Raw genomic sequence first — 18,663 nt, forward strand, 5'->3', positions numbered from 1 at the left:
GGTGTGTGCGGATGCCCTTTTCGGGGGAGGTGAAGGGGCATGAGTCTGGAAGAGGCGTCACGTCAGCTGGAAGCCACCATCCACGACGCGCGGGTCGCGTTCGACTGCATCCTGCTGGAGGAACTGGACCGGGCGCACACCAACGCGATCACCGCGCGGGCCGCCGTGGACGCGGCCGAACAGGCCATCCGCGTGGAGCTGGAGAGGCGTACGGCGGAGGAGAAGGAACAGGCCGACACCCCCGAATGACCGGAGGGCCACACGATTCCCGGGCTGTGGATATCGAACACGTTTTCGAACAGCGGGTATGCTGGGGGGCATGCCCGATCAGTCCCTGACATCGGACTGGCCCGCGAGTGTGCACCCACCCGGGTCGGACTCCTTCGAGCAGACGGCCCTGGAGTGGCTGTTCGATCACGTGCCCGCCGACTACCGGCTGCACGGGGTCCTGCGCCGCCATCCCTTGGCGCTCTCCCGGCTGGCGCGCCAGTACGTCGCCGCGACACTGGACGCGGCCCGGGAGGGGTACCGCACGGCCCGCGTGGACCTACGCGACCGGCTTCCGCCGCACGCCCTCGACCAGGTGATGAACGCCTATCTCGCCGAGGGGCGGCGCACGGCCGAGGTCCTGCGCGCGGTCGAGGCCGTGGACGGGGCACTGCGCGCCGCCGAGCCGCGTCGGGGGCACGATGAGTGAACCCCCGCCCCGCTCCGGGAGACGAAGACGCTCAGACGCTCACCCGGACCACCACGGCCACCTCGTCGCCCGTGTTCACCAGGTGGTGGTGGCCCTGCCGGGAGGCGCCCCCCACCACGCGGGTACGGCCGACGGACAACTCGGCGGCGGCGCGCATCTGGCCGTCGGCACCGGAGGTGATCAGGTGGGCCCTCCCGCTGACCAGGTGCAGTACCTCCATGCCGTGCGCGTGGTCGGAGTGGCGGGCCGGACCGGGAACGAAGCTGTTGGGTTCGAGGGCCACCGTGGTCACCCGGAAGCGGCCGCCCACGTGTCGGCGGGCGCTGCGCGGGGCGGGCTGCCAACGGCCCCGGCGGGTCGGCCACAGGGTCGGCCGGCGCAGCGAGGCGGCGGCGCCGCGCGCCGCGGTGACCAACTGCCCCACCGTCGGCAGACGGCGTTCCACCAGGTGGGCGTAGCCGGAGGTGCGCCCGGCGTCGACCACGTCCCCGATCCCGTCGAGGGAGACCGACGCGGTGCGCGGGCCGGGCGCGGACGGGGAGGTTCCGGGACGAACGGAGGTCGAGGCCAGGACCTGCTGGGGCATCGTGGGAAGATCCTTCACGTGTACGCTGCCCGGTCCGGCGACCGGGACGGCGGGGGTGTCGTCAACGGGCCCCGGAGATACCGGGGCGGCAGGGGCGGCCACACCGAACGCACGTTCGGAGAGCACAATCACCCTGGTGGTGTTCGCTCGCGGACCGGTCACACCGAAGGGTGGAGGCCGCTCACGGACTGGTCGGTCGGGGTCGGTCGGGACAGACCCCTCGGAAACGACTCAGCGACGACAACACGGACACGCCGCACGGGCCAGGTGGCAGGAGACCCAGGGGGTCGTACGAGCCGTGGCGTCGGTGCGGGTGCGCGGATACATGAACGTAAGGAGACCAGCAAAGTCGGTGGCGCGTCAAGCGAACGCCGGGAATCGTGCGTGTCGGACCACGTACCGGTCCGCCCGGAACGTGTTGCGGGCGGCGTCCCGTGGTGGTGACATGTGGAGCCCGAGAACACGGCGCGTCCGCCGATCCGGAGTCCATCCCCCAGAACAGCCGTAGCGACAGGAGTGGCAGTGCAGCCGTCCGTCCCCAGAGGGCAGCCTTGACCCCCGAGGCTCAGGGCCGGTGGGCGCGTGTCCTGGTGCGCGCCCTCGTGGTGGTCGCCGCCGGTGTGATGGCGCTCGGATTCCTGGGCCCCGGGGCCGCGCTGCTGGTCGCCTTCCTGACCGCCCTCACCCACGTGCTGCTGTGGGCCCGCACCCGCTACGCGGGGTTCCTCTTCACGGACGCCGGGGACGAACCCCCGGCAGGGCGGGACGACCCCGGGGGACCGCCCCGGGAAACATCGGACTGAGGTCACACCGGCCCGCGCCGGGCCTCCTCCGCGCAGGTCGGAGCCGGTGGCGCCGGGCACGGAAGGTGTCCTTCGCGGCGAGCCGTGGGGCGCGGGGCCGCGCGCGGCGTAGATTCTAGGTCTATGACGGACCGGGACCTCCTGCACGCCCTGCGCTTCGACCGGGCCGACACCTCGGACACCTACGCGAAGCTCCTCGACGCCTACGGGGACGAGCTGTACCGGCGGTGCATCCTGGTCCTGCGCGACCGGGACGCCGCCCACGTCGTCCTGCGTGACACCCTGATCGTCGCCCGCGCGCACATCGGGCGCCTGCGCGACACCGACCGGCTGAGGGAGTGGCTGCACGCCCTCGCCGAGGCCGAGTGCGCCCGCCACCTGGCGCACCACCGGGTCCACGGCGACGCCCGGCCGCTGCTGCTGCCGGAGCGCACCGACCTGGTCCGGGAGCGGGTGCTCAACGGGGTGAGCGGGCCCGGTTTGGCCGGGTACCGCACCCACGTGGCGGCCCGCGCCGCCCGGTTCGGTCGTGACGGGTTCCCCCGGCTCCCCGTCTCCGGGAACCTCGCCGACGGGCCGGTGTCACCACTGTCCTTCGTCATCGCCGTACTGTGCGCGCTGCTGGTGCTGGCCCTGGCCGGGTACGCGCTGACCCGGGACCCGGGACGCGAGCTGGGCACGGACGCGCCGCAGATCGCCGGGGCCTCCTGATCCCGGACACGGCGAAGGCCCGGCGGGAGGAACCCGTCCGGGCCTTCGGCACCGGGACCGCCTGCTACTGGTCCTCGTTGGTGATGTGCGAGGAGTCGCCGTGCGCACCGGCCTCCTCGGCGCGCTTCACCGACGCGATGATCTCCTGCTCGGCCTCGTGGCGGCCGACCCAGCTGGCGCCCTCGACGGACTTGCCGGGCTCCAGGTCCTTGTACACCGTGAAGAAGTGCTCGATCTCCAGGCGCTCGAACTCGTTCACGTGGTGAATGTCACGCAGGTGCTCCTGGCGCGGGTCCGTCGCCGGGACGCACAGCAGCTTGTCGTCACCGCCCGCCTCGTCGCGCATGCGGAACATGCCGATGGCGCGCGCCCGGATCAGGCAGCCCGGGAAGGTCGGGGCCTTGAGCAGGACAAGGGCGTCCAGGGGGTCGCCGTCCTCGCCGAGTGTCCCCTCGACGAAACCGTAGTCGGCGGGGTAGGTGGTGGAGGTGAACAGCATGCGGTCGAGACGGATACGACCGGTCTCGTGGTCCACCTCGTACTTGTTGCGCTCCCCCTTGGGGATCTCGATCGTAACGTCGAATTCCATGCTGATCTCGGCTCCCAATGCGACTAATGTCGCCGTATAACTAACAACGTCAGGCCGCGACACCGACGGAAGGCAGGTCCCCGGGTGCGACGGGTACGAGGCGAGGTGTTCCTCGCGCTGGCCCTGCTCAACATATTCGTGCTGATCACCGGGTTGGTCGCCCTGGACGTGATCGAGGCACGACCGCTGTCGGCGGTGCCCAACCCCGTCACGCGCGCCGACGGCGTGGCGGCGGTTGCGTCCACGTCCCCGACCCCGGCGGACCCGGGTCGGATCGCGGACATTCTTGATGATCCCATGTCATCGTCCGGGCTCGAGGAGGGCCTGTCGGGTTACGTCGTGGACGGTGTGACCGGACAGACGCTCTTCGAGCGCGACGCGGACACACCGGTGACCCCGGCGTCGACGACGAAGATCGCCACGGCCGTCGCCGTCCTGGACGCCGTCGGCCCCGACCACAGGCTGCGCACCGAGGTGTACCTCGACGCGGAGGAGGACCGGGTGGTGCTGCGCGGAGGGGGCGACGTGATGCTGACGGCGACCGCCGACTCCGCAGCCTACCCGCAGGTAGCCACACTGGAGGAGCTGGCCGGGGACACCGCCGCGGCCCTGGCCGCCACCGGCGCGGAGACCGTCTCCGTCGGCTACGACGACTCGTTCTTCACCGGTCCGGACACCGCTCCCGGGTGGAAGCCCAACTACGTCACCGAGGGCAGCACGGCCACCATCCACGCCCTGATGATCGACAGCGGCAGGGTCGACCCCGACGTGTCCACGCGCTCCCCGAACCCGCCGCTGGCGGCCGCCGAGGCCTTCGCCGACCAGTTGCAGAAGGCGGGCGTGAGCGTGCGGGACTCCCCCGAGGAGGCCAGCGCCGCCGGAGAGCCGATCGCCTCCGTTGACTCGGCCCCCATGAGCAACCTGGTCGAGTTCATGATGCTCGCCAGCGACAACAACATGGCCGAGTCCCTCGGCCGGATCACCGCCCTGGAGACCGGGGAGGAGCCCGACCACGCCGGGGCCGCCGCAGCCACGGAGCGGGTCCTGGACGGGTTGGGGATCGAGGGGGTCCGGCTCTCCGACAACAGCGGCCTGAGCACCGAGAACCGCATCACCCCGCGCGCCCTGGTCCAGCTGGTCAAGGCCGCCGCCGACGACCCGCGCCTCAACGCCACCGTCACCGGTCTGCCCACCGCCCACTCCACGGGCACGTTGGCCGGGCGCTACTCGGAGTACTCCAGCTCCCACGCGGCCGCGGGGCTGGTGCGCGGCAAGACCGGGACGCTCGACGGGGTCAGCACCCTGGCCGGGACCATCCACGACCAGGAGGGTAACGTGTTCGTGTTCGCCCTGATGGCCAACAGCCCCGGAGCCACCGGCCCGCAGCTGGACACGCTGGCGGCCGCCCTCAGCCAGTGCGGGTGCGGCTGACCCGTGGCTGGGGAGGGTGAATCGGGCGGTCTCAGGGGTATCTCGGGGTCTGCCCTGAAATACCGCCCTGATCCCCGTGCCCCCGGGCGCCGCGTGGGTAGGCTGACCGTGTGACTGTGATCGACTGGGACGTAGCCGTCAACACCGGTGTCCGCCTCGTGCGCCCTGGGCCGCAGGTGGACCTGTCCGACGCGAGGCAGGCCGTGGTGCAGTTGCGCGAGCTCTCCACCGTGGCCGCCGGGCACGTGCGCGACTTCACCGGAATGAACCCCCTCGAACCCTCGGGGCCCGCGGTCATCGTCGACCGTCCGGGGTGGATTCGAGCCAACGTCGACGGGTTTCGGGTGGTACTCGAACCCGTCCTGGAACAGATGGGCGCCGACCGGCTGAACAACGGCCCGGCAGGGAACCTGACCAGCGCGGTCGGTTCGCGGATCACCGGGGTGCAGCTCGGGGCGGTCCTGGCCTACCTGGCCGGGCGGGTCCTCGGCCAGTACGAGCTCTTCCTGCCGCCGGACCCGGACGGCCACGCGCCGACCGGGCGCCTGACCCTCGTGGCGCCCAACATCGTCAACACCGAACGCGAGCTGGGCGTCGACTCGCGCGACTTCCGTCTGTGGGTGTGCCTGCACGAGGAGACGCACCGCATGCAGTTCACGGCCACGCCGTGGCTGCGCGGGCACGTCCAGGACCTCATGCGGGAACTCCTGTTGTCCACGGAGATGGACGCCTCCGACCTCATCGACCGGCTGCGCCAGGCGGGCGAGGCGGTGGCGGACGCCGTGCGCGGCGGCGAGGGCAACCTCCTCACCGCCTTCCAGACCCCGGAGCAGAGCGCCCTGATGGACCGGGTCACCGCCGTCATGAGCCTGGCCGAGGGCCACGGCGACTACGTGATGGACGCCGTGGGGCCCGACGTCGTCCCCTCGGTGGAGACCATCCGCAGCCGCTTCCAGCGGCGGCGCGAGACCGTCAACCCGCTCGACCGGATCATGCGCCAGCTCCTGGGCATGGACCTGAAGATGAAGCAGTACGAGGAGGGCGCCGCCTTCGTGCGGCAGGTCGTCGCCCAGGTCGGCATGGCCGACTTCAACCGGGTGTGGACCTCGCCCGAGACCCTGCCCACCCTGGAGGAGATCCGCAGCCCCTCCCAGTGGATCGAACGGGTCGTGCGCCCCGCAGCCATCACCGAGTGAGCGGGCCGCCCCCCGCCGTGGCCGCCGTCCGCTCGGCGGTCCGGCGGGCGCTGTCCGGGCTGCCCGAGGGCACCACGGCGCTGGTCGCGTGCAGCGGCGGGGCCGACTCGCTGGCCCTGGCCGGGGCACTGGCCTTCGAGGCCCCCCGACTGGGGGTGCCGGCGGGCGGTGTCACCGTCGACCACGGTCTCCAGGAGGGCTCCGACGAACGCGCCGGGACCGTCGCCAAGGTCCTGGGCGGCCTCGGCCTGGACCCCGTACGCGCGGTCGCCGTGCGTGTGGGCGGGCCGGGCGGGCCCGAGGCCGCCGCCCGGCGGGCCCGCTACGACGCCCTCGACGCCGTCGTGGCCGAGCTGCGGCCCGCGGTGGTCCTGCTCGGCCACACCCTCGACGACCAGGCCGAGACCGTGCTGCTCGGTCTGGCCCGGGGGTCGGGGGCCCGTTCCCTGGCGGGTATGGCCCCCCGCACGGGTGCCTACCTGCGCCCCCTGCTCGACCTGGACCGCGCCACCGTCCGCGAGGCCTGCTCCCTCATGGGGCTGAGCCCGTGGGAGGACCCGCACAACCACGACCCCCGCTTCGCCCGGTCCCGGGTGCGCCACGAGTCGCTGCCCGCCCTGGAGGCCGCGCTGGGCCCGGGGATCGCGGCCGCCCTCGCCCGGACCGCGACCCTGCTGCGCGCGGACGCCGACACCCTCGACGCGCTCGCGGCCGACCTGCACGGACGAGCCCGCGAGGGCGGCCCGGGCCTGGCCGTGGGCGTGCTGGAGGGGGCCGGACCCGCGCTGCGCACCCGGGTGCTGCGCCGGGCGGCGCTGGAGTCGGGGTGCCCGGCCAGCGCCCTCAACGCACGTCACGTACGTGAGCTGGATCGCCTCGTCACCGCGTGGCGGGGACAGGCCCACATCGACCTGCCCGGCGGGGTTCGGGGGCGTCGCGACGCTGGTCGGATCGTCTTCGGGGGCTGAGGCGGCGGGCTCCGGACAGCCGGTCGGGCGCCGTGGCCTCGTTCGGCACGTTTATCCTGGTTGCCGCAAACGGGGAACCCAGCAGCGAGGACGTGAGCGTGGACGCTAAGGACATGGGCGAGGACCTGGAGAAGGTCCTGGTCACCGAGGAAGAGATCAGGACGCGCCTGGCCGAGCTGGGAGAGCGGATCGACGCCGACTACGCGGGCCGCGACCTGCTGATCGTCGGTGTGCTCAAGGGCGCCGTCATGGTCATGGCCGACCTGGCGCGGGCACTGCACACCCCCGTCTCCATGGACTGGATGGCGGTGTCCTCCTACGGTGCCGGGACCACCTCCTCGGGTGTCGTGCGCATCCTCAAGGACCTGGAGACCGACATCAAGGACCGCGACGTCCTGATCGTCGAGGACGTCATCGACTCGGGCCTGACCCTGTCCTGGCTGGTCGGCAACCTGAGGTCGCGCGGCCCGCGGTCGGTGGAGATCTGCACCATGGTGCGCAAGCCCCTCGCCTTCGACGTCGACCTCGACGTCAAGTACATCGGCTTCGACCTGCCCAACGAGTTCATCATCGGCTACGGGCTCGACTACGCCGAGAAGTACCGCAACCTGCCGTTCATCGGCACCCTCGCGCCGCACGTCTACGAGAAGTAGCGTCCGGGCCGCCGTGCGGGCCCCGCACGGCGGCAGCGGGAACAACGGAACGGGTCGCCGTCGTTGGGTTCATGACGGCCCCGTCACCGGCCCGAGCGGTGTGCCCGCTCCGCACGGCGAGGTGTACCGTCGAATATCCCGGCGTTTTCGCAGGGAGCACGTGTCCGATAGGTCCTGCTTCGGAAAGTCCTCTGGGGCGGGCGGCCTGGTCAGGAGGGACGGACCCGACAGGGTTCCGCTCACATGAATCTGAAGCGTTTTTTCCGCGGCCCGTGGATTTGGCTACTGGCTGTCGGCCTCATGCTCGTCATCGGTTTCCGCGTGTTCGACGTGGGCGCCGGGCCCCAGCCCGAGGAAGCGGACATCTCGACGGTCTACCAGCTCATCGAGCAGGACCAGGTGGACAACGCCGAGATCGTCGACCGCGACCAGCGCATCCGGCTGACCACGGTCGACGAGGACATCTACGAGGCCTACTGGGTCGAGGGGCAGGGCCTGCAGCTGGCCGACATGCTCCTGGAGTCCAGCGAGAAGCCCGACACCAACCTCAAGTCCTACGAGGTCTCGGTGGCGACCACGCCCATCTGGACCACGGCCCTGTTCAGCCTCCTGCCGCTGATCATCATCATCGTCATCTTCTGGTTCATCTTCAGCCAGATGCAGGGCGGCGGCTCCCGGGTGATGCAGTTCGGCAAGTCCAAGGCCAAGCTCATCACCAAGGACACCCCGAAGAACACCTTCGAGGACGTGGCCGGTGCCGACGAGGCCATCGAGGAACTCCACGAGATCAAGGAGTTCCTCCAGAACGCGGAGAAGTTCAAGTCCATGGGGGCCAAGATCCCCAAGGGCGTCCTGCTCATGGGCCCGCCCGGAACCGGTAAGACCCTCCTGGCCCGCGCCGTTGCGGGCGAGGCCGGAGTGCCGTTCTACTCGATCTCCGGTTCGGACTTCGTCGAGATGTTCGTGGGTGTGGGCGCCTCGCGCGTACGCGACCTGTTCGAGCAGGCCAAGGCCAACGCCCCCGCGATCATCTTCATCGACGAGATCGACGCCGTGGGCCGCCACCGCGGCGCGGGCATGGGCGGCGGACACGACGAGCGCGAGCAGACCCTCAACCAGATGCTGGTCGAGATGGACGGCTTCGACGTCAAGGGCGGCGTCATCCTGATCGCCGCCACCAACCGCCCCGACATCCTGGACCCGGCGCTGCTGCGCCCCGGCCGCTTCGACCGCCAGGTCGTCGTGGACCGCCCGGACATGGACGGCCGCAAGGACATCCTCGCCGTGCACGCCAAGGGCAAGCCCATGGCCGATGACGTCGACTTCGCCGTCATCGCCCGCCAGACCTCCGGGATGACCGGTGCCGACCTGGCCAACGTCATCAACGAGGGCGCGCTGCTCTCGGCCCGCGCGGACAGCAAGGTCATCACCCACGCCGTCCTGGAGGAGGCGATCGAGCGCGTGATGGCCGGCCCCGAGCGCAAGACCCGGGTGATGTCGGACCGCGAGAAGAAGGTCATCGCCTACCACGAGGGCGGTCACGCCCTGGTCGGCCACGCGCTGCCCAACGCCGACCCGGTCCACAAGATCACGATCCTGCCGCGCGGCCGCGCCCTCGGCTACACGATGTCGGTGCCGACCGAGGACAAGTTCCTCACCTCGCGCTCGCAGATGATGGACCAGCTGGCCATGATGCTGGGCGGTCGCGCGGCCGAGGAGCTGGTCTTCCACGAGCCCACCACCGGGGCCGGGAACGACATCGACAAGGCCACCAACCTGGCCCGCAACATGGTCACCGAGTACGGCATGAGCGAGCGCCTGGGCGCCCGCAAGTTCGGCTCGGGCAACACCGAGCCGTTCCTGGGCCGGGAGATGTCCCACGCCCGCGAGTACTCCGAGGAGATCGCCTCCCTCATCGACGAGGAGGTGCGCCGCCTCATCGAGTCCGCGCACGACGAGGCCTACGAGGTCCTGGTCGAGTACCGGGACGTCCTCGACGAACTCGTGGTGCAGCTCCTGGAGAAGGAGACGCTCACCAAGACGCAGGTGCTGGAGATCTTCGAGCCGGTCCGCAAGCGCCCCGCGCGCGGTTCCTACACCGGCTACGGCAAGCGGCTGCCCTCCGACCGGCCCCCGGTCCGCTCCAAGAAGGAGCTGGCGGAGCTGAACGGCTCCGACGTGCCGAGCCCCTCCAGCAACGGTCGGCACCCGGAGCCGACCACCCACACAGAAGGAGACCAGGCGTGAGCTCGGACCTGCCTGCCAGACCCGTGGACCGCGAACGCATCGAGCACGCGGTTCGGGAGATCCTCATCGCGATCGGGGAGGACCCCGACCGCGACGGCCTCACCAAGACCCCCGAGCGGGTCGCCCGGGCCTACGAGGAGCAGTTCTCCGGTCTGGGTCAGAAGCCCGGTGACGTCCTCACCACGGTCTTCGAGGCCGACCACGAGGAAATGGTCCTGGTCAAGGACATCGAGCTGTACTCGACCTGCGAGCACCACCTGGTGCCGTTCTTCGGGGTCGCGCACGTGGGGTACATCCCGGGTGCGCACGGCAGGATCACGGGGCTGAGCAAGTTCGCCCGCCTCGTGGACGTGTACGCGCGCCGGCCGCAGGTGCAGGAGCGCCTGACCGGGCAGGTCGCCGACGCCATCATGGAGTACCTCGACCCGCGCGGCGTGATCGTGGTCGTGGAGGCCGAGCACCTGTGCATGACCATGCGCGGGGTGCGCAAGCCCGGCGCGAAGACGGTCACCTCCGCCGTGCGGGGCATCTTCCGTAGCAGCGACCGCACCCGCTCCGAGGTCATGAGCCTCATCCTCGACCAGCGCTGACCGCGCTCCGGGGGCGCGTCGGGCGTCGACGCCCACACCACCCGAGGGGCCGGGGGCCGTGTGCCCCCGGCCCCTCGGCGTGCGCGTAGGGTGATGCGCATGGCGCCGAAACACACACTTCCGGGGCTGCCCGACCGAGGGCGGTGCCTGGTCATGGGGGTCGTGAACGTCACCCCCGACTCCTTCTCCGACGGCGGGTCGTGGTTCGATCCCGAGCGTGCGATCGAACACGGGCTGCGCCTCGTCGAGGAGGGCGCGGACATCGTCGACGTGGGCGGTGAGTCGACCCGCCCGGGCGCCCAACGGGTCTCGGCCCCGGAGGAGCTGCGCCGGATCGAACCGGTGGTGCGCGAGCTCTCCGCGCGCGGGGTCCCGGTCAGCGTCGACACGATGCGGGCCGAGGTCGCGGCCAGCGCCGTCGAGGCCGGTGCCGTGCTCGTCAACGACGTCAGCGGCGGCCTGGCCGATCCCGAGATGGCTCGACTCGTCGCATCTTCCGGTGTCGCCTACGTGTTGATGCACTGGCGTGGGCATAGTCATGACATGCAGAGCCGTGCCGTGTACACGGATGTCGTCCAGGAGGTCCTCGATGAGCTCCGCGACCGTATGGAGGCCATGATCAGCGCAGGTGTCGACCCCGGTCAGATCGTCCTTGATCCGGGACTGGGATTCTCCAAGCGCCCGGAACAGGCGCACAACTGGGCGCTGCTGCGGAACCTCGACCGGTTCCACGAACTGGGCCGTCCCGTCCTGGTGGCGGGATCACGCAAACGCTTCCTCAGCCGTCTCCTCGGAGACGCCAAGGGCGAGGACCGCCCCTTCGTCGAGTGCGATGCCGCCACCGCGGCCGTGACCACCCTGTCAGCCGACCGCGGCGCCTGGGCGGTGCGGGTGCACGACGTCCGTCCGAACGCCGACGCGGTACGTGTGGCGGCGGCCTGGTCGGACGGCGGGGCCGCTCTCGTCGAGGGCCGGGACCACACCGTGGGCCGGGGGGACGCGTGAAGTCCCGCCAGGAGGTCATGGAGCGCGTCGCCGAGGCCAACGCGCAGTTCTACAGCGCCATCGAGAACGGCGACATCGACCTGATGCGCACCGTGTGGGCGGAGGAGCACGAGGCCCCCGACCTGGTGTGCGTCAACCCCGGCTGGCCGCTGTTGCGCGGCCGCACCGAGATCATGCGCGCCTGGTCGCTGATCATGGCCAACGTCACCTACATCCAGTACGTGCTCACGGAGACGCACATCGGTGTGGGGGGCGACATCGCCATGGTCACCTGTGAGGAGAACGTGCTCACGGCGGAGGACGGCAGCCCGGGGTTCGTGGCGGGCGGGCAGGTGGTCACCACCAACCTGTTCGTCGACACCGACCAGGGGTGGCGGCTGTGGTCGCACCACGCCTCCCCGGTGCTCATGGAGGACGACGACGATGCGGAGGACGAGGAGTGATGCGGGACCGCGTCGAGCTGCGCGGCCTGCGGGCCCGCGGCCACCACGGGGTGTACGACTTCGAGCGCCGCGAGGGGCAGGACTTCCTCGTGGACGCCGTGCTGTACCTGGACACCGCCCCCGCGGCGGCCAGTGACGACGTCGGCGACACCGTGCACTACGGGGAGTTGGCCGACCGGCTGGTCGCCGTGGTCACCGGCGACCCGGTGAACCTGATCGAGACCCTGGCCGAGCGGCTGGCCGGTGTGTGCCTGGCCGAGCCCCTGGTGGAGGGCGTGGAACTGACGGTGCACAAACCGTCGGCGCCCATCGAGCACGAGTTCGCGGACGTCGCGGTCACCGTCACCCGGGGGAGGCGGGGCGCGTGGTGAGGGCGCCGGCGACGCGTGCTGTGCTCTCGCTGGGCTCCAACCTGGGGGACCGGCGGGCGGCGCTCCAGGGCGCCGTGGACCTGCTGGCGGCGGGGGAGGGCGTCACCCCGGTGGCGGTCTCGCCGGTCTACGAGACCGCGCCGGTCGGCGGTCCGGACCAGGGTGCCTTCCTCAACGCCGTCCTGGTGGTGGACACCACGGGCACGCCCGCCGACCTGCTGGAGGCGGCCCGGTCGGCCGAACGCGCCTTCGAGCGGGTGCGCGAGGTCCGGTGGGGGCCGCGCACCCTGGACGTGGACGTGATCGCCTTCGGCGACCTGACCGACGACGACCCGGAGCTGACCCTGCCGCATCCGCGCGCCCACGAGCGCGCGTTCGTGCTGCGCCCGTGGCTGGACACGGACCCCGGAGCGGTCGTGCCCGGCCGGGCGCCGGTCGCGGTCCTGCTGGCCTCGGTGGAGGAGGCGGACCCCGAGGGGGAACAGGCGCTGACCGTCCGGGACGACCTGCGGTTGCGGCTGCCGGGGGAGGCCGTAGGTGTCCGGTGAGGGCGGGGGCACGCTCGTGCCGACGGGGTGGCGTGTCCCCTCACTGCTGGCACTCCTGGGGGCCCTGCTGGGGCTGGTGGTCGCCAACACGGTGAGCGGGTTGCCGCTCATGCCGTGGTCGGCCGTCCCGACCCTGCTGCTGCTGGCCCTCGCGGAGGGGTTCACCGCGGGCCGGACCGCGCGCCGCATCCGCCGCGCGCCGGGGACCGAACCGATGGAGCCGCTCAGCGCGGCCCGCCTGCTGGCCCTGGCCAAGTCGAGCGCGCTGTTCGCCTCGCTGGCGGCGGGGTACTTCGCCGGTACGGCCCTGGCCGCCTCCGACCGGTTGGAGCTGCCCAGCCACCGCGAGGTGTTCCTGACGGCGCTCGGTACGGCGCTGGCCGCCGGTCTGCTGTTGGCCGCCGCCCTCTACCTGGAGCACGCCTGCCGGGTGCCGGAGGACGACGACCCGGACCGCGACGACACTCCCGGCCACGCGTAGGAGCCGAGCTGGCGGGGCGCGACCGGCAGGGGGACGTCACGCACCGGTCCGGGTTCCGGCCGAGCCGTTTCGGGCGGGTCCGGTCCGCTGATGGTTGACTGAGTCCGTGGACACCAGTGAACCGACACCGCCGCCGGAGGGGGCCCAGCCGCCGCCCCGCCCCGTGGACGCCGCCTTCGCCGCCCCGGGGGACACCTCCTGGACCCGGGTTCCGGCCGCCCTGGCCTGGTACCGCCGTCTGGTGACGGCCGCGGGCTGCCTGGCCGTCGGCGCGGCCGGCGCGCTGCTCCTGTTGTTGTGGGGACAGACCGTGTCGGCCGCCGTCTGGGGGGCTCTGTCGGTGGGGGCCGCCGCCGTGCTGTGGTCGCTCGCCGGGCGGTTCCAGCGCTCCTGGGGCTACGCGGAGGGGCCCGCCGAGCTGTACCTGACCTTCGGGGTGCTGGTGCGGCAGCTGGTGGTCGTCCCCTACGGCCGGATGCAGGTCGTGGACGTCACGACCGACCTGTTGGAACAGGCGCTGGGCATCGCGACCGTGCGGGTGCGCACCGCCGCGAGCACGGCGGACACACGGGTGGTGGGACTTCCGCTGGCCGACGCGGTGCGGTTGCGCGACCGGCTCGCGGCGCGCAGCGAGACCTTCTCCACGGGGCTGTAAGTGCACGGACCACCGCAGCAGGGACCAGGACCGCACGGGCCGCACGGCGCGTACCCGTCCGTGCCGCCGACGCCACCGACCGCCCAGGGCCCGGGGGCGTGGCCACGGCGCGGCTGGGGGCCTCCGCCGCCGCCCCGGCGGTACGACCCGGCGGACGACGTCACCCGGGGCGTGTTCCGGTCGCACTGGCTCCTCGTCCCGTTCCAGGTCATCGGGGTCACCCTGGTGTTCGTGGCGCTGATCGGCCCGATCCTCACCCAGTTCGGCATCGCGTGGGTGTTCGTCCTGGCCGTGGCCGTGGTGTTCGGTTCGCTCGCGTACACGCTGCCCGCCTGGTGGTACGGCTCCTTCGGGCTGCGCGAGGACCACCTGGTGGTGCACAGCGGGCTGCTCCTGCGCAGTTCCCGCGAGATCCCGCTGAGTCGCCTCCAGGCGGTGGACGTGGTGCGCCCGCTCCTGATGCAGGTGTTCGGTCTGGCCGAGCTGCGGGTGGAGCTGGCCGGTGGCGACGGGAGCGCCATCCGGTTGCGCTTCCTGCGCCGCGAGGTGGCCGAGCGGCTGCGTGCCGCGGTGCTGGCGCACGCCGCCGGTCTGCCGGGGCGCGCCCCCGAGGCGCCGGAGTGGCCCTTCTACCGGCTGCCCTTCCCCCTGCTCCTCGGGGCGCTGACCTTCCGTGTCCCGGTGCTGCTGTCGTTCGTCCTGCTGTTCCTGCTCCTCACCGCGTACGCGGCCTTCGGCGAGCCGGGGGCGCTGGCCGGGGCGGTTCCGCTGGTCCTCGGTCTGTCGCGCTACTACTGGGGCCCGTTGGCGCGTTACACGGACTTCTACGCGTCGTCGTCCTCCGACGGGCTGCGGCTGCGGTACGGGATGTTCCAGCGCCGGATGCAGACGGTGCCGCCCGGTCGGGTGCAGGCCGTACGGGTGGTGGAGCCACTGCTCTGGCGGGCGCTGGGGGTGGCCCGTGTCGAGGCGACGGTGGCCGGATACGCGGGCGCGCGCCAGGGCGACTCGTCGGTGCTGTTGCCGGTGGCGCCACGGGGGAGGGCCTTCACCCTGGTGAACGAGGTGTTCCCGGACAGCGAGGCGGCGCGGGTGCCGCTGGTGGAGAACCACTCCCCGCTGCCGCACGCGGTGGGGGCGGACGAGCGGTTGTTCGTGAGCGTGCGCGGGGCGCTGTGCCGGGTGACGGAGGTCGTCCCGGTGGAGCGGATGCAGGGGCTGCGGCTGTCCGCCGGGCCGATCGCGCAGCTGAGGGGCAGGGTCACCGTGGACGTGGACACGCCCCCGGGGCCGGTGGCGGCGCGCGCGGTGGGCCGGGAGGCGGTCGAGGGGCGCCGTCTCCTGGACGCTCTGACGCGGTACGGAAGACGGGCGCGGGTGCCGTCCGCGGGAACGGAACGGTGGGCGACACGGGCCACCATGCACGGAGGGTCGGTGACCAGGCGGGACGAGGGTGGTGCATCGGCGGGGGCGAGCGGCGACACCCCCGAGGCGTGAGAGTGGCGTGTGTCACATTGAGGGGGTGTTGGGGCTCCGGTTCATGGTCGCAAGTCCGACATGTCTTCTCACTCCTGGTGATACCTCCAGTTCAGGACCGCAAAAAACTTTCGCGTTCTGGCTACGTACGGCGACGGAGTATGGCTAAATAGTGGTGAACACGTTGAGTGTTCACTGTCATACACATCGTCAACGTTATCGACCGGTTGGCGCCCCCGCTGGCCGGTCTGACGGGAGAAAACACATGCTGAAGAAGGCCTTCGCCGCCACGGCCATCGCCGCTGCCGCTGGTAGCGTCCTGTTCGCCGGCACTCCTGCCATGGCCAACAGCAACGTCTTCACCTCCGGCAACGGCGGCATCCTGAGCGGCAACCAGGCCGTGGTGGACGTCGACGCGCCGATCAACGTCTGCGGCAACTCCATCTCCATCCTGGGCATCTCCGGGGCGAACTGCACCAACTCCGGCGCCACCGTGAAGAACTGGTAGCAGGTCTGACTTCCCGGCCCGCCCGGGCGGGGGTGTCCGGCCGGAGACGTCCCGGCTGATCCGACCCGGTCCAGGGCCAGCGAGCTTTCCGCGCAGGGGCGCCACTCCGTGACGATGGAGTGGCGCCCTTTCCCGTGCCCCGGGCACACGGCCCGCCCCGGCACGGTGACCGCCCGGAACCAGGGTTGGAGGCGGACTGCAATCCCCGAGGTCGGTGACGCTGTGCGCACGCTGAGGAGGCCGAAGTCCCCGACTTTGCCCCGATCGAACCCGGGACGTTCCCTCGCCCTGAGTGACGGGACGACGATGTTCCGTGATGAATGCAGTTCAGCGCATGTTCACGCCGCTCCTTCGTCGGTAGCGTCTCTCTCGGCGCCCCCCCGGACGCCGCTCCAGAGTCACTACGAGTCCGGTCGGTCCCCCGCCCGGACACTGAAGGAGACCAGTAGTGCTGAAGAAGACGCTCGCCACCGGTGCCGTGCTCCTCGCCTCCGCCGGGGTCCTCCTCTCCGCCGCCCCCGCCTCGGCACACGCGGGTGCCTGGACCTCGAACCACGGCTCCAACGCCAGCGGCAACATCGCCTACATCAACGACCTGGAGGCGGAGAACGAGGGCTGCGGCAACTCCAACGCCGTCCTCGGCCAGTCCCTCGGCTCCTGCTTCAACTCCGGGATCATCATCCAGAAGTGACCCCCGGCGGCGGGCCCCCTCGCCCGCCGCTCCCGGGACACCCGGCCGCCCCTCCCCCTCACCGGGGGCGGGGCGGCTGGTCAGCGCCCGGGGAGGGCTATCGTGTGCTCAGAGCGCGGTGCGGAGTGAAGCGGACGCACCGGACCACGAGGGGACACGGTTCATGGAGACGACGGAGGGGCGTCCCGCCCGCCTGCGCGTCGGCGTCATCGGGGCGGGCCGGGTCGGCTCCGTCCTGGGAGCCGCCCTGGCACGGGCCGGCCACAGGGTCGTGGCGGCCTCCGCGGTCTCCGACGCCTCACGGGCCAGGGTCGAGCAACGGCTCCCCGGCGCCCGTATCCTCGAACCCGCCCAGGTGGCGGAGGCCAGCGACCTCGTCCTGCTGACCGTCCCCGACGACGCCCTGCCCGACCTCGTCGAAGGCCTGGCCTCGACCGGCACGGACCTGCGTGGCACGATCCTCGCCCACGCCAGCGGCGCCCACGGGTACGGCGTCCTGACCCCCGCCACGGTCGTCGGCGCGCTCCCCCTGGCCCTGCACCCGGCCATGACCTTCACCGGCCGCGACGAGGACGTCGAACGCCTCGTGAACTGCGCGTTCGGGGTGACCGCGCCCGAGCAGCTCCGCCCCATCGCCGAGGCCCTGGTGGTCGAGATGGGCGCCGAACCGGTGTGGATCGCCGAGGACAAGCGCACCCTCTACCACGCGGCCCTGGCCGGCGGGGCGAACCACCTGGTCACGCTGGTCGCCGACAGCGCGTCCCTGCTCAGCGCCGCCGGGGTCCCCGAACCCGGACGGATGCTCGCCCCCATGCTGAGCGCGGCCCTGGACAACGCCCTGCGCCTGGGAATCCACGGTCTCAGCGGGCCGGTCCTGCGCGGCGACGCGGGGACCGTGGCCGGTCACGTCGAGCAGCTGCGCGAGCACGCCCCCGAGAGCGTGGCCAGCTACGTCGAGCTGGCCCGCCTCACCGCCGACCGCGCCATCAACGCCGGGATGCTCAGGCCCGAGGACGCCGTCCGACTGCTGGACGTCCTGCGCCGCTGACCCGTCGCGGCACCGGCACACCACGAAGGAGAAGCATGACCGACCCCGCTCCGCGCGCACGCGTCGGCGGCCCGCTCGTCGTTCGCACCCCCGAAGAGCTCCGCCGCGCCCTGGCCGACGCGGGCCGGGTGGGGCTGGTCCCCACCATGGGGGCCCTCCACGGCGGCCACCGCAGCCTCATGCGCCTGGCCCGCGAACGCGTCGACACCCTCGTGGTCAGCGTCTTCGTCAACCCGCTCCAGTTCGGTCCGGACGAGGACCTGGACCGGTACCCGCGCGACCTGCCCGGCGACACCCGCCTGTGCGGCGAGGAGGGCGTGGACGTGGTCTTCGCCCCCGAGACCGCCACCATGTACCCGCGCCCGCAGATGGTCACCGTGGACGCCGGGGCCATGGGCGACCGCCTGGAGGGCGCCTCCCGCCCCGGCCACTTCACCGGCGTCCTCACCGTGGTCACCAAGCTCTTCCAGCTGGTCCGCCCGGACCTCGCGGTCTTCGGGGCCAAGGACGCCCAGCAGATCGCCCTGGTCCGGCGCATGGTCGCCGATCTCGACCTCCCCGTGGAGATCGTCGGAGCCCCCACCCTGCGCGACCCCGACGGTCTGGCCTCCTCCAGCCGCAACGTCTACCTCTCGGAGCGGGACCGCGTCAGCGCCCTCTCCCTGTCGCGCGCGCTCGCGGCGGGAGCCGACGCGGCCCCCGAGGGAGCCGAAGCGGTCCGCGCGGCCGCCCAAGCCGTCCTGGACAAGGCCGCGGGGGCCGTCCCGCCGGTCGAGCTCGACTACCTCGCCCTGGTCGACCCGGCGACCTTCGCCGACGCCGCCGACGACCACCGGGGCGAGGCGGTCCTGGCCGTCGCCGCCCGGGTGGGCCCGACCCGGCTCATCGACAACGTGACGGTCACCCTCCGGCCGTGACCGCCCCCTCCCCGCCACGGTCCTCCCGGCCGTCCGCCGCCCTCGGAAG

The 18,663-nt window shown here is 72.1% G+C and carries 23 protein-coding genes; 21 read left to right on the plus strand and 2 right to left on the minus strand.

The genetic code is table 11. The annotated features are described in order from the left end of the window. Window positions 1-39 precede the first annotated feature (39 nt). Complete coding sequence (locus ABZ635_RS13125) at window positions 40-249, plus strand: hypothetical protein (RefSeq protein WP_357763533.1); 210 nt, start codon at window positions 40-42, stop codon at window positions 247-249. Window positions 250-307: 58 nt separating this feature from the next. Next, on the plus strand, window positions 308-697 hold the full coding sequence (locus ABZ635_RS13130) for a hypothetical protein (protein ID WP_357763534.1): 390 nt from the start codon (window positions 308-310) through the stop codon (window positions 695-697). Between the two features lie 31 nt (window positions 698-728). Here ABZ635_RS13130 and ABZ635_RS13135 read toward each other — a convergent pair whose 3' ends face one another. Beyond that, a complete protein-coding gene (locus ABZ635_RS13135; RefSeq protein ID WP_357763537.1) occupies window positions 729-1,283 on the minus strand; it encodes a hypothetical protein in 555 nt (184 codons plus the stop codon). A 551-nt stretch (window positions 1,284-1,834) separates the two neighbouring features. Here ABZ635_RS13135 and ABZ635_RS13140 point away from each other — a divergent pair. Together ABZ635_RS13140 and ABZ635_RS13145 are read left to right on the plus strand one after the other, a co-directional pair. Further along, window positions 1,835-2,086 (plus strand): hypothetical protein, encoded by a 252-nt coding sequence (locus tag ABZ635_RS13140; RefSeq protein WP_357763540.1) that lies wholly within the window; start codon window positions 1,835-1,837, stop codon window positions 2,084-2,086. 123 nt (window positions 2,087-2,209) lie between these two features. Continuing rightward, on the plus strand, window positions 2,210-2,797 hold the full coding sequence (locus tag ABZ635_RS13145) for a sigma-70 family RNA polymerase sigma factor (RefSeq protein ID WP_357763543.1): 588 nt from the start codon (window positions 2,210-2,212) through the stop codon (window positions 2,795-2,797). 64 nt (window positions 2,798-2,861) lie between these two features. On the opposite strand, the gene ABZ635_RS13150 is transcribed toward ABZ635_RS13145, so the two are convergent. Further along, on the minus strand, window positions 2,862-3,386 hold the full coding sequence (locus tag ABZ635_RS13150; RefSeq protein ID WP_017542894.1) for an inorganic diphosphatase: 525 nt from the start codon (window positions 3,384-3,386) through the stop codon (window positions 2,862-2,864). Between the two features lie 84 nt (window positions 3,387-3,470). Between ABZ635_RS13150 and dacB the strand changes: the two genes are divergently transcribed. From dacB to panC, 17 genes are all read left to right on the plus strand, one after another. Then, complete coding sequence (gene dacB / locus ABZ635_RS13155) at window positions 3,471-4,817, plus strand: D-alanyl-D-alanine carboxypeptidase/D-alanyl-D-alanine-endopeptidase (RefSeq protein ID WP_357763546.1); 1,347 nt, start codon at window positions 3,471-3,473, stop codon at window positions 4,815-4,817. A gap of 116 nt (window positions 4,818-4,933) precedes the next feature. Then, complete coding sequence (locus ABZ635_RS13160) at window positions 4,934-6,013, plus strand: zinc-dependent metalloprotease (protein WP_357763725.1); 1,080 nt, start codon at window positions 4,934-4,936, stop codon at window positions 6,011-6,013. Further along, entirely contained in the window at window positions 6,010-6,981 is a 972-nt protein-coding gene (gene tilS / locus ABZ635_RS13165) for a tRNA lysidine(34) synthetase TilS (RefSeq protein ID WP_357763549.1), read from the plus strand. The genes ABZ635_RS13160 and tilS overlap by 4 nt, the downstream gene beginning before the upstream one ends. Window positions 6,982-7,079: 98 nt before the next feature. After that, window positions 7,080-7,634: a hypoxanthine phosphoribosyltransferase gene (gene hpt, locus ABZ635_RS13170; protein WP_357763552.1), complete on the plus strand. Its 555-nt coding sequence runs from the start codon at window positions 7,080-7,082 to the stop codon at window positions 7,632-7,634. Window positions 7,635-7,877: 243 nt separating this feature from the next. Next, complete coding sequence (gene ftsH / locus ABZ635_RS13175) at window positions 7,878-9,881, plus strand: ATP-dependent zinc metalloprotease FtsH (RefSeq protein ID WP_357763555.1); 2,004 nt, start codon at window positions 7,878-7,880, stop codon at window positions 9,879-9,881. Further along, entirely contained in the window at window positions 9,878-10,471 is a 594-nt protein-coding gene (folE, locus tag ABZ635_RS13180) for a GTP cyclohydrolase I FolE (protein ID WP_357763558.1), read from the plus strand. The genes ftsH and folE overlap by 4 nt, the downstream gene beginning before the upstream one ends. Window positions 10,472-10,570: 99 nt before the next feature. After that, window positions 10,571-11,476: a dihydropteroate synthase gene (gene folP, locus ABZ635_RS13185; protein ID WP_357763561.1), complete on the plus strand. Its 906-nt coding sequence runs from the start codon at window positions 10,571-10,573 to the stop codon at window positions 11,474-11,476. Continuing rightward, the gene (locus tag ABZ635_RS13190; RefSeq protein WP_357763564.1) at window positions 11,473-11,919 is read left to right on the plus strand and encodes a nuclear transport factor 2 family protein; all 447 of its coding nucleotides are present in this window, start codon (window positions 11,473-11,475) and stop codon (window positions 11,917-11,919) included. The genes folP and ABZ635_RS13190 overlap by 4 nt, the downstream gene beginning before the upstream one ends. Continuing rightward, on the plus strand, window positions 11,919-12,290 hold the full coding sequence (gene folB, locus ABZ635_RS13195) for a dihydroneopterin aldolase (RefSeq protein ID WP_357763567.1): 372 nt from the start codon (window positions 11,919-11,921) through the stop codon (window positions 12,288-12,290). The genes ABZ635_RS13190 and folB overlap by 1 nt, the downstream gene beginning before the upstream one ends. Further along, a complete protein-coding gene (gene folK, locus ABZ635_RS13200) occupies window positions 12,287-12,838 on the plus strand; it encodes a 2-amino-4-hydroxy-6-hydroxymethyldihydropteridine diphosphokinase (RefSeq protein WP_357763728.1) in 552 nt (183 codons plus the stop codon). The genes folB and folK overlap by 4 nt, the downstream gene beginning before the upstream one ends. Then, a complete protein-coding gene (locus tag ABZ635_RS13205) occupies window positions 12,828-13,319 on the plus strand; it encodes a DUF3180 domain-containing protein (protein WP_357763570.1) in 492 nt (163 codons plus the stop codon). The genes folK and ABZ635_RS13205 overlap by 11 nt, the downstream gene beginning before the upstream one ends. A 163-nt stretch (window positions 13,320-13,482) precedes the next feature. After that, a complete protein-coding gene (locus tag ABZ635_RS13210) occupies window positions 13,483-13,974 on the plus strand; it encodes a PH domain-containing protein (RefSeq protein WP_357763731.1) in 492 nt (163 codons plus the stop codon). A 60-nt stretch (window positions 13,975-14,034) separates the two neighbouring features. Then, on the plus strand, window positions 14,035-15,471 hold the full coding sequence (locus ABZ635_RS13215; RefSeq protein ID WP_357763573.1) for a PH domain-containing protein: 1,437 nt from the start codon (window positions 14,035-14,037) through the stop codon (window positions 15,469-15,471). A 244-nt stretch (window positions 15,472-15,715) separates the two neighbouring features. Further along, window positions 15,716-15,958, plus strand: a complete 243-nt coding sequence (locus ABZ635_RS13220) for a chaplin family protein (RefSeq protein ID WP_357763575.1) — start codon at window positions 15,716-15,718, stop codon at window positions 15,956-15,958. Between the two features lie 448 nt (window positions 15,959-16,406). After that, entirely contained in the window at window positions 16,407-16,649 is a 243-nt protein-coding gene (locus ABZ635_RS13225; RefSeq protein WP_357763578.1) for a hypothetical protein, read from the plus strand. A gap of 163 nt (window positions 16,650-16,812) precedes the next feature. Next, window positions 16,813-17,697 carry a DUF2520 domain-containing protein gene (locus tag ABZ635_RS13230; RefSeq protein ID WP_357763581.1) on the plus strand — a complete coding sequence of 295 codons (885 nt, stop codon included), beginning with the start codon at window positions 16,813-16,815 and terminating at the stop codon, window positions 17,695-17,697. A 35-nt stretch (window positions 17,698-17,732) separates the two neighbouring features. Continuing rightward, window positions 17,733-18,614: a pantoate--beta-alanine ligase gene (panC, locus tag ABZ635_RS13235; protein WP_357763584.1), complete on the plus strand. Its 882-nt coding sequence runs from the start codon at window positions 17,733-17,735 to the stop codon at window positions 18,612-18,614. Window positions 18,615-18,663 lie beyond the last annotated feature (49 nt).

Source organism: Nocardiopsis sp. NPDC007018, from assembly GCF_040635075.1.
In the GTDB taxonomy this organism is placed as follows: Bacteria; Actinomycetota; Actinomycetes; order Streptosporangiales; family Streptosporangiaceae; genus Nocardiopsis.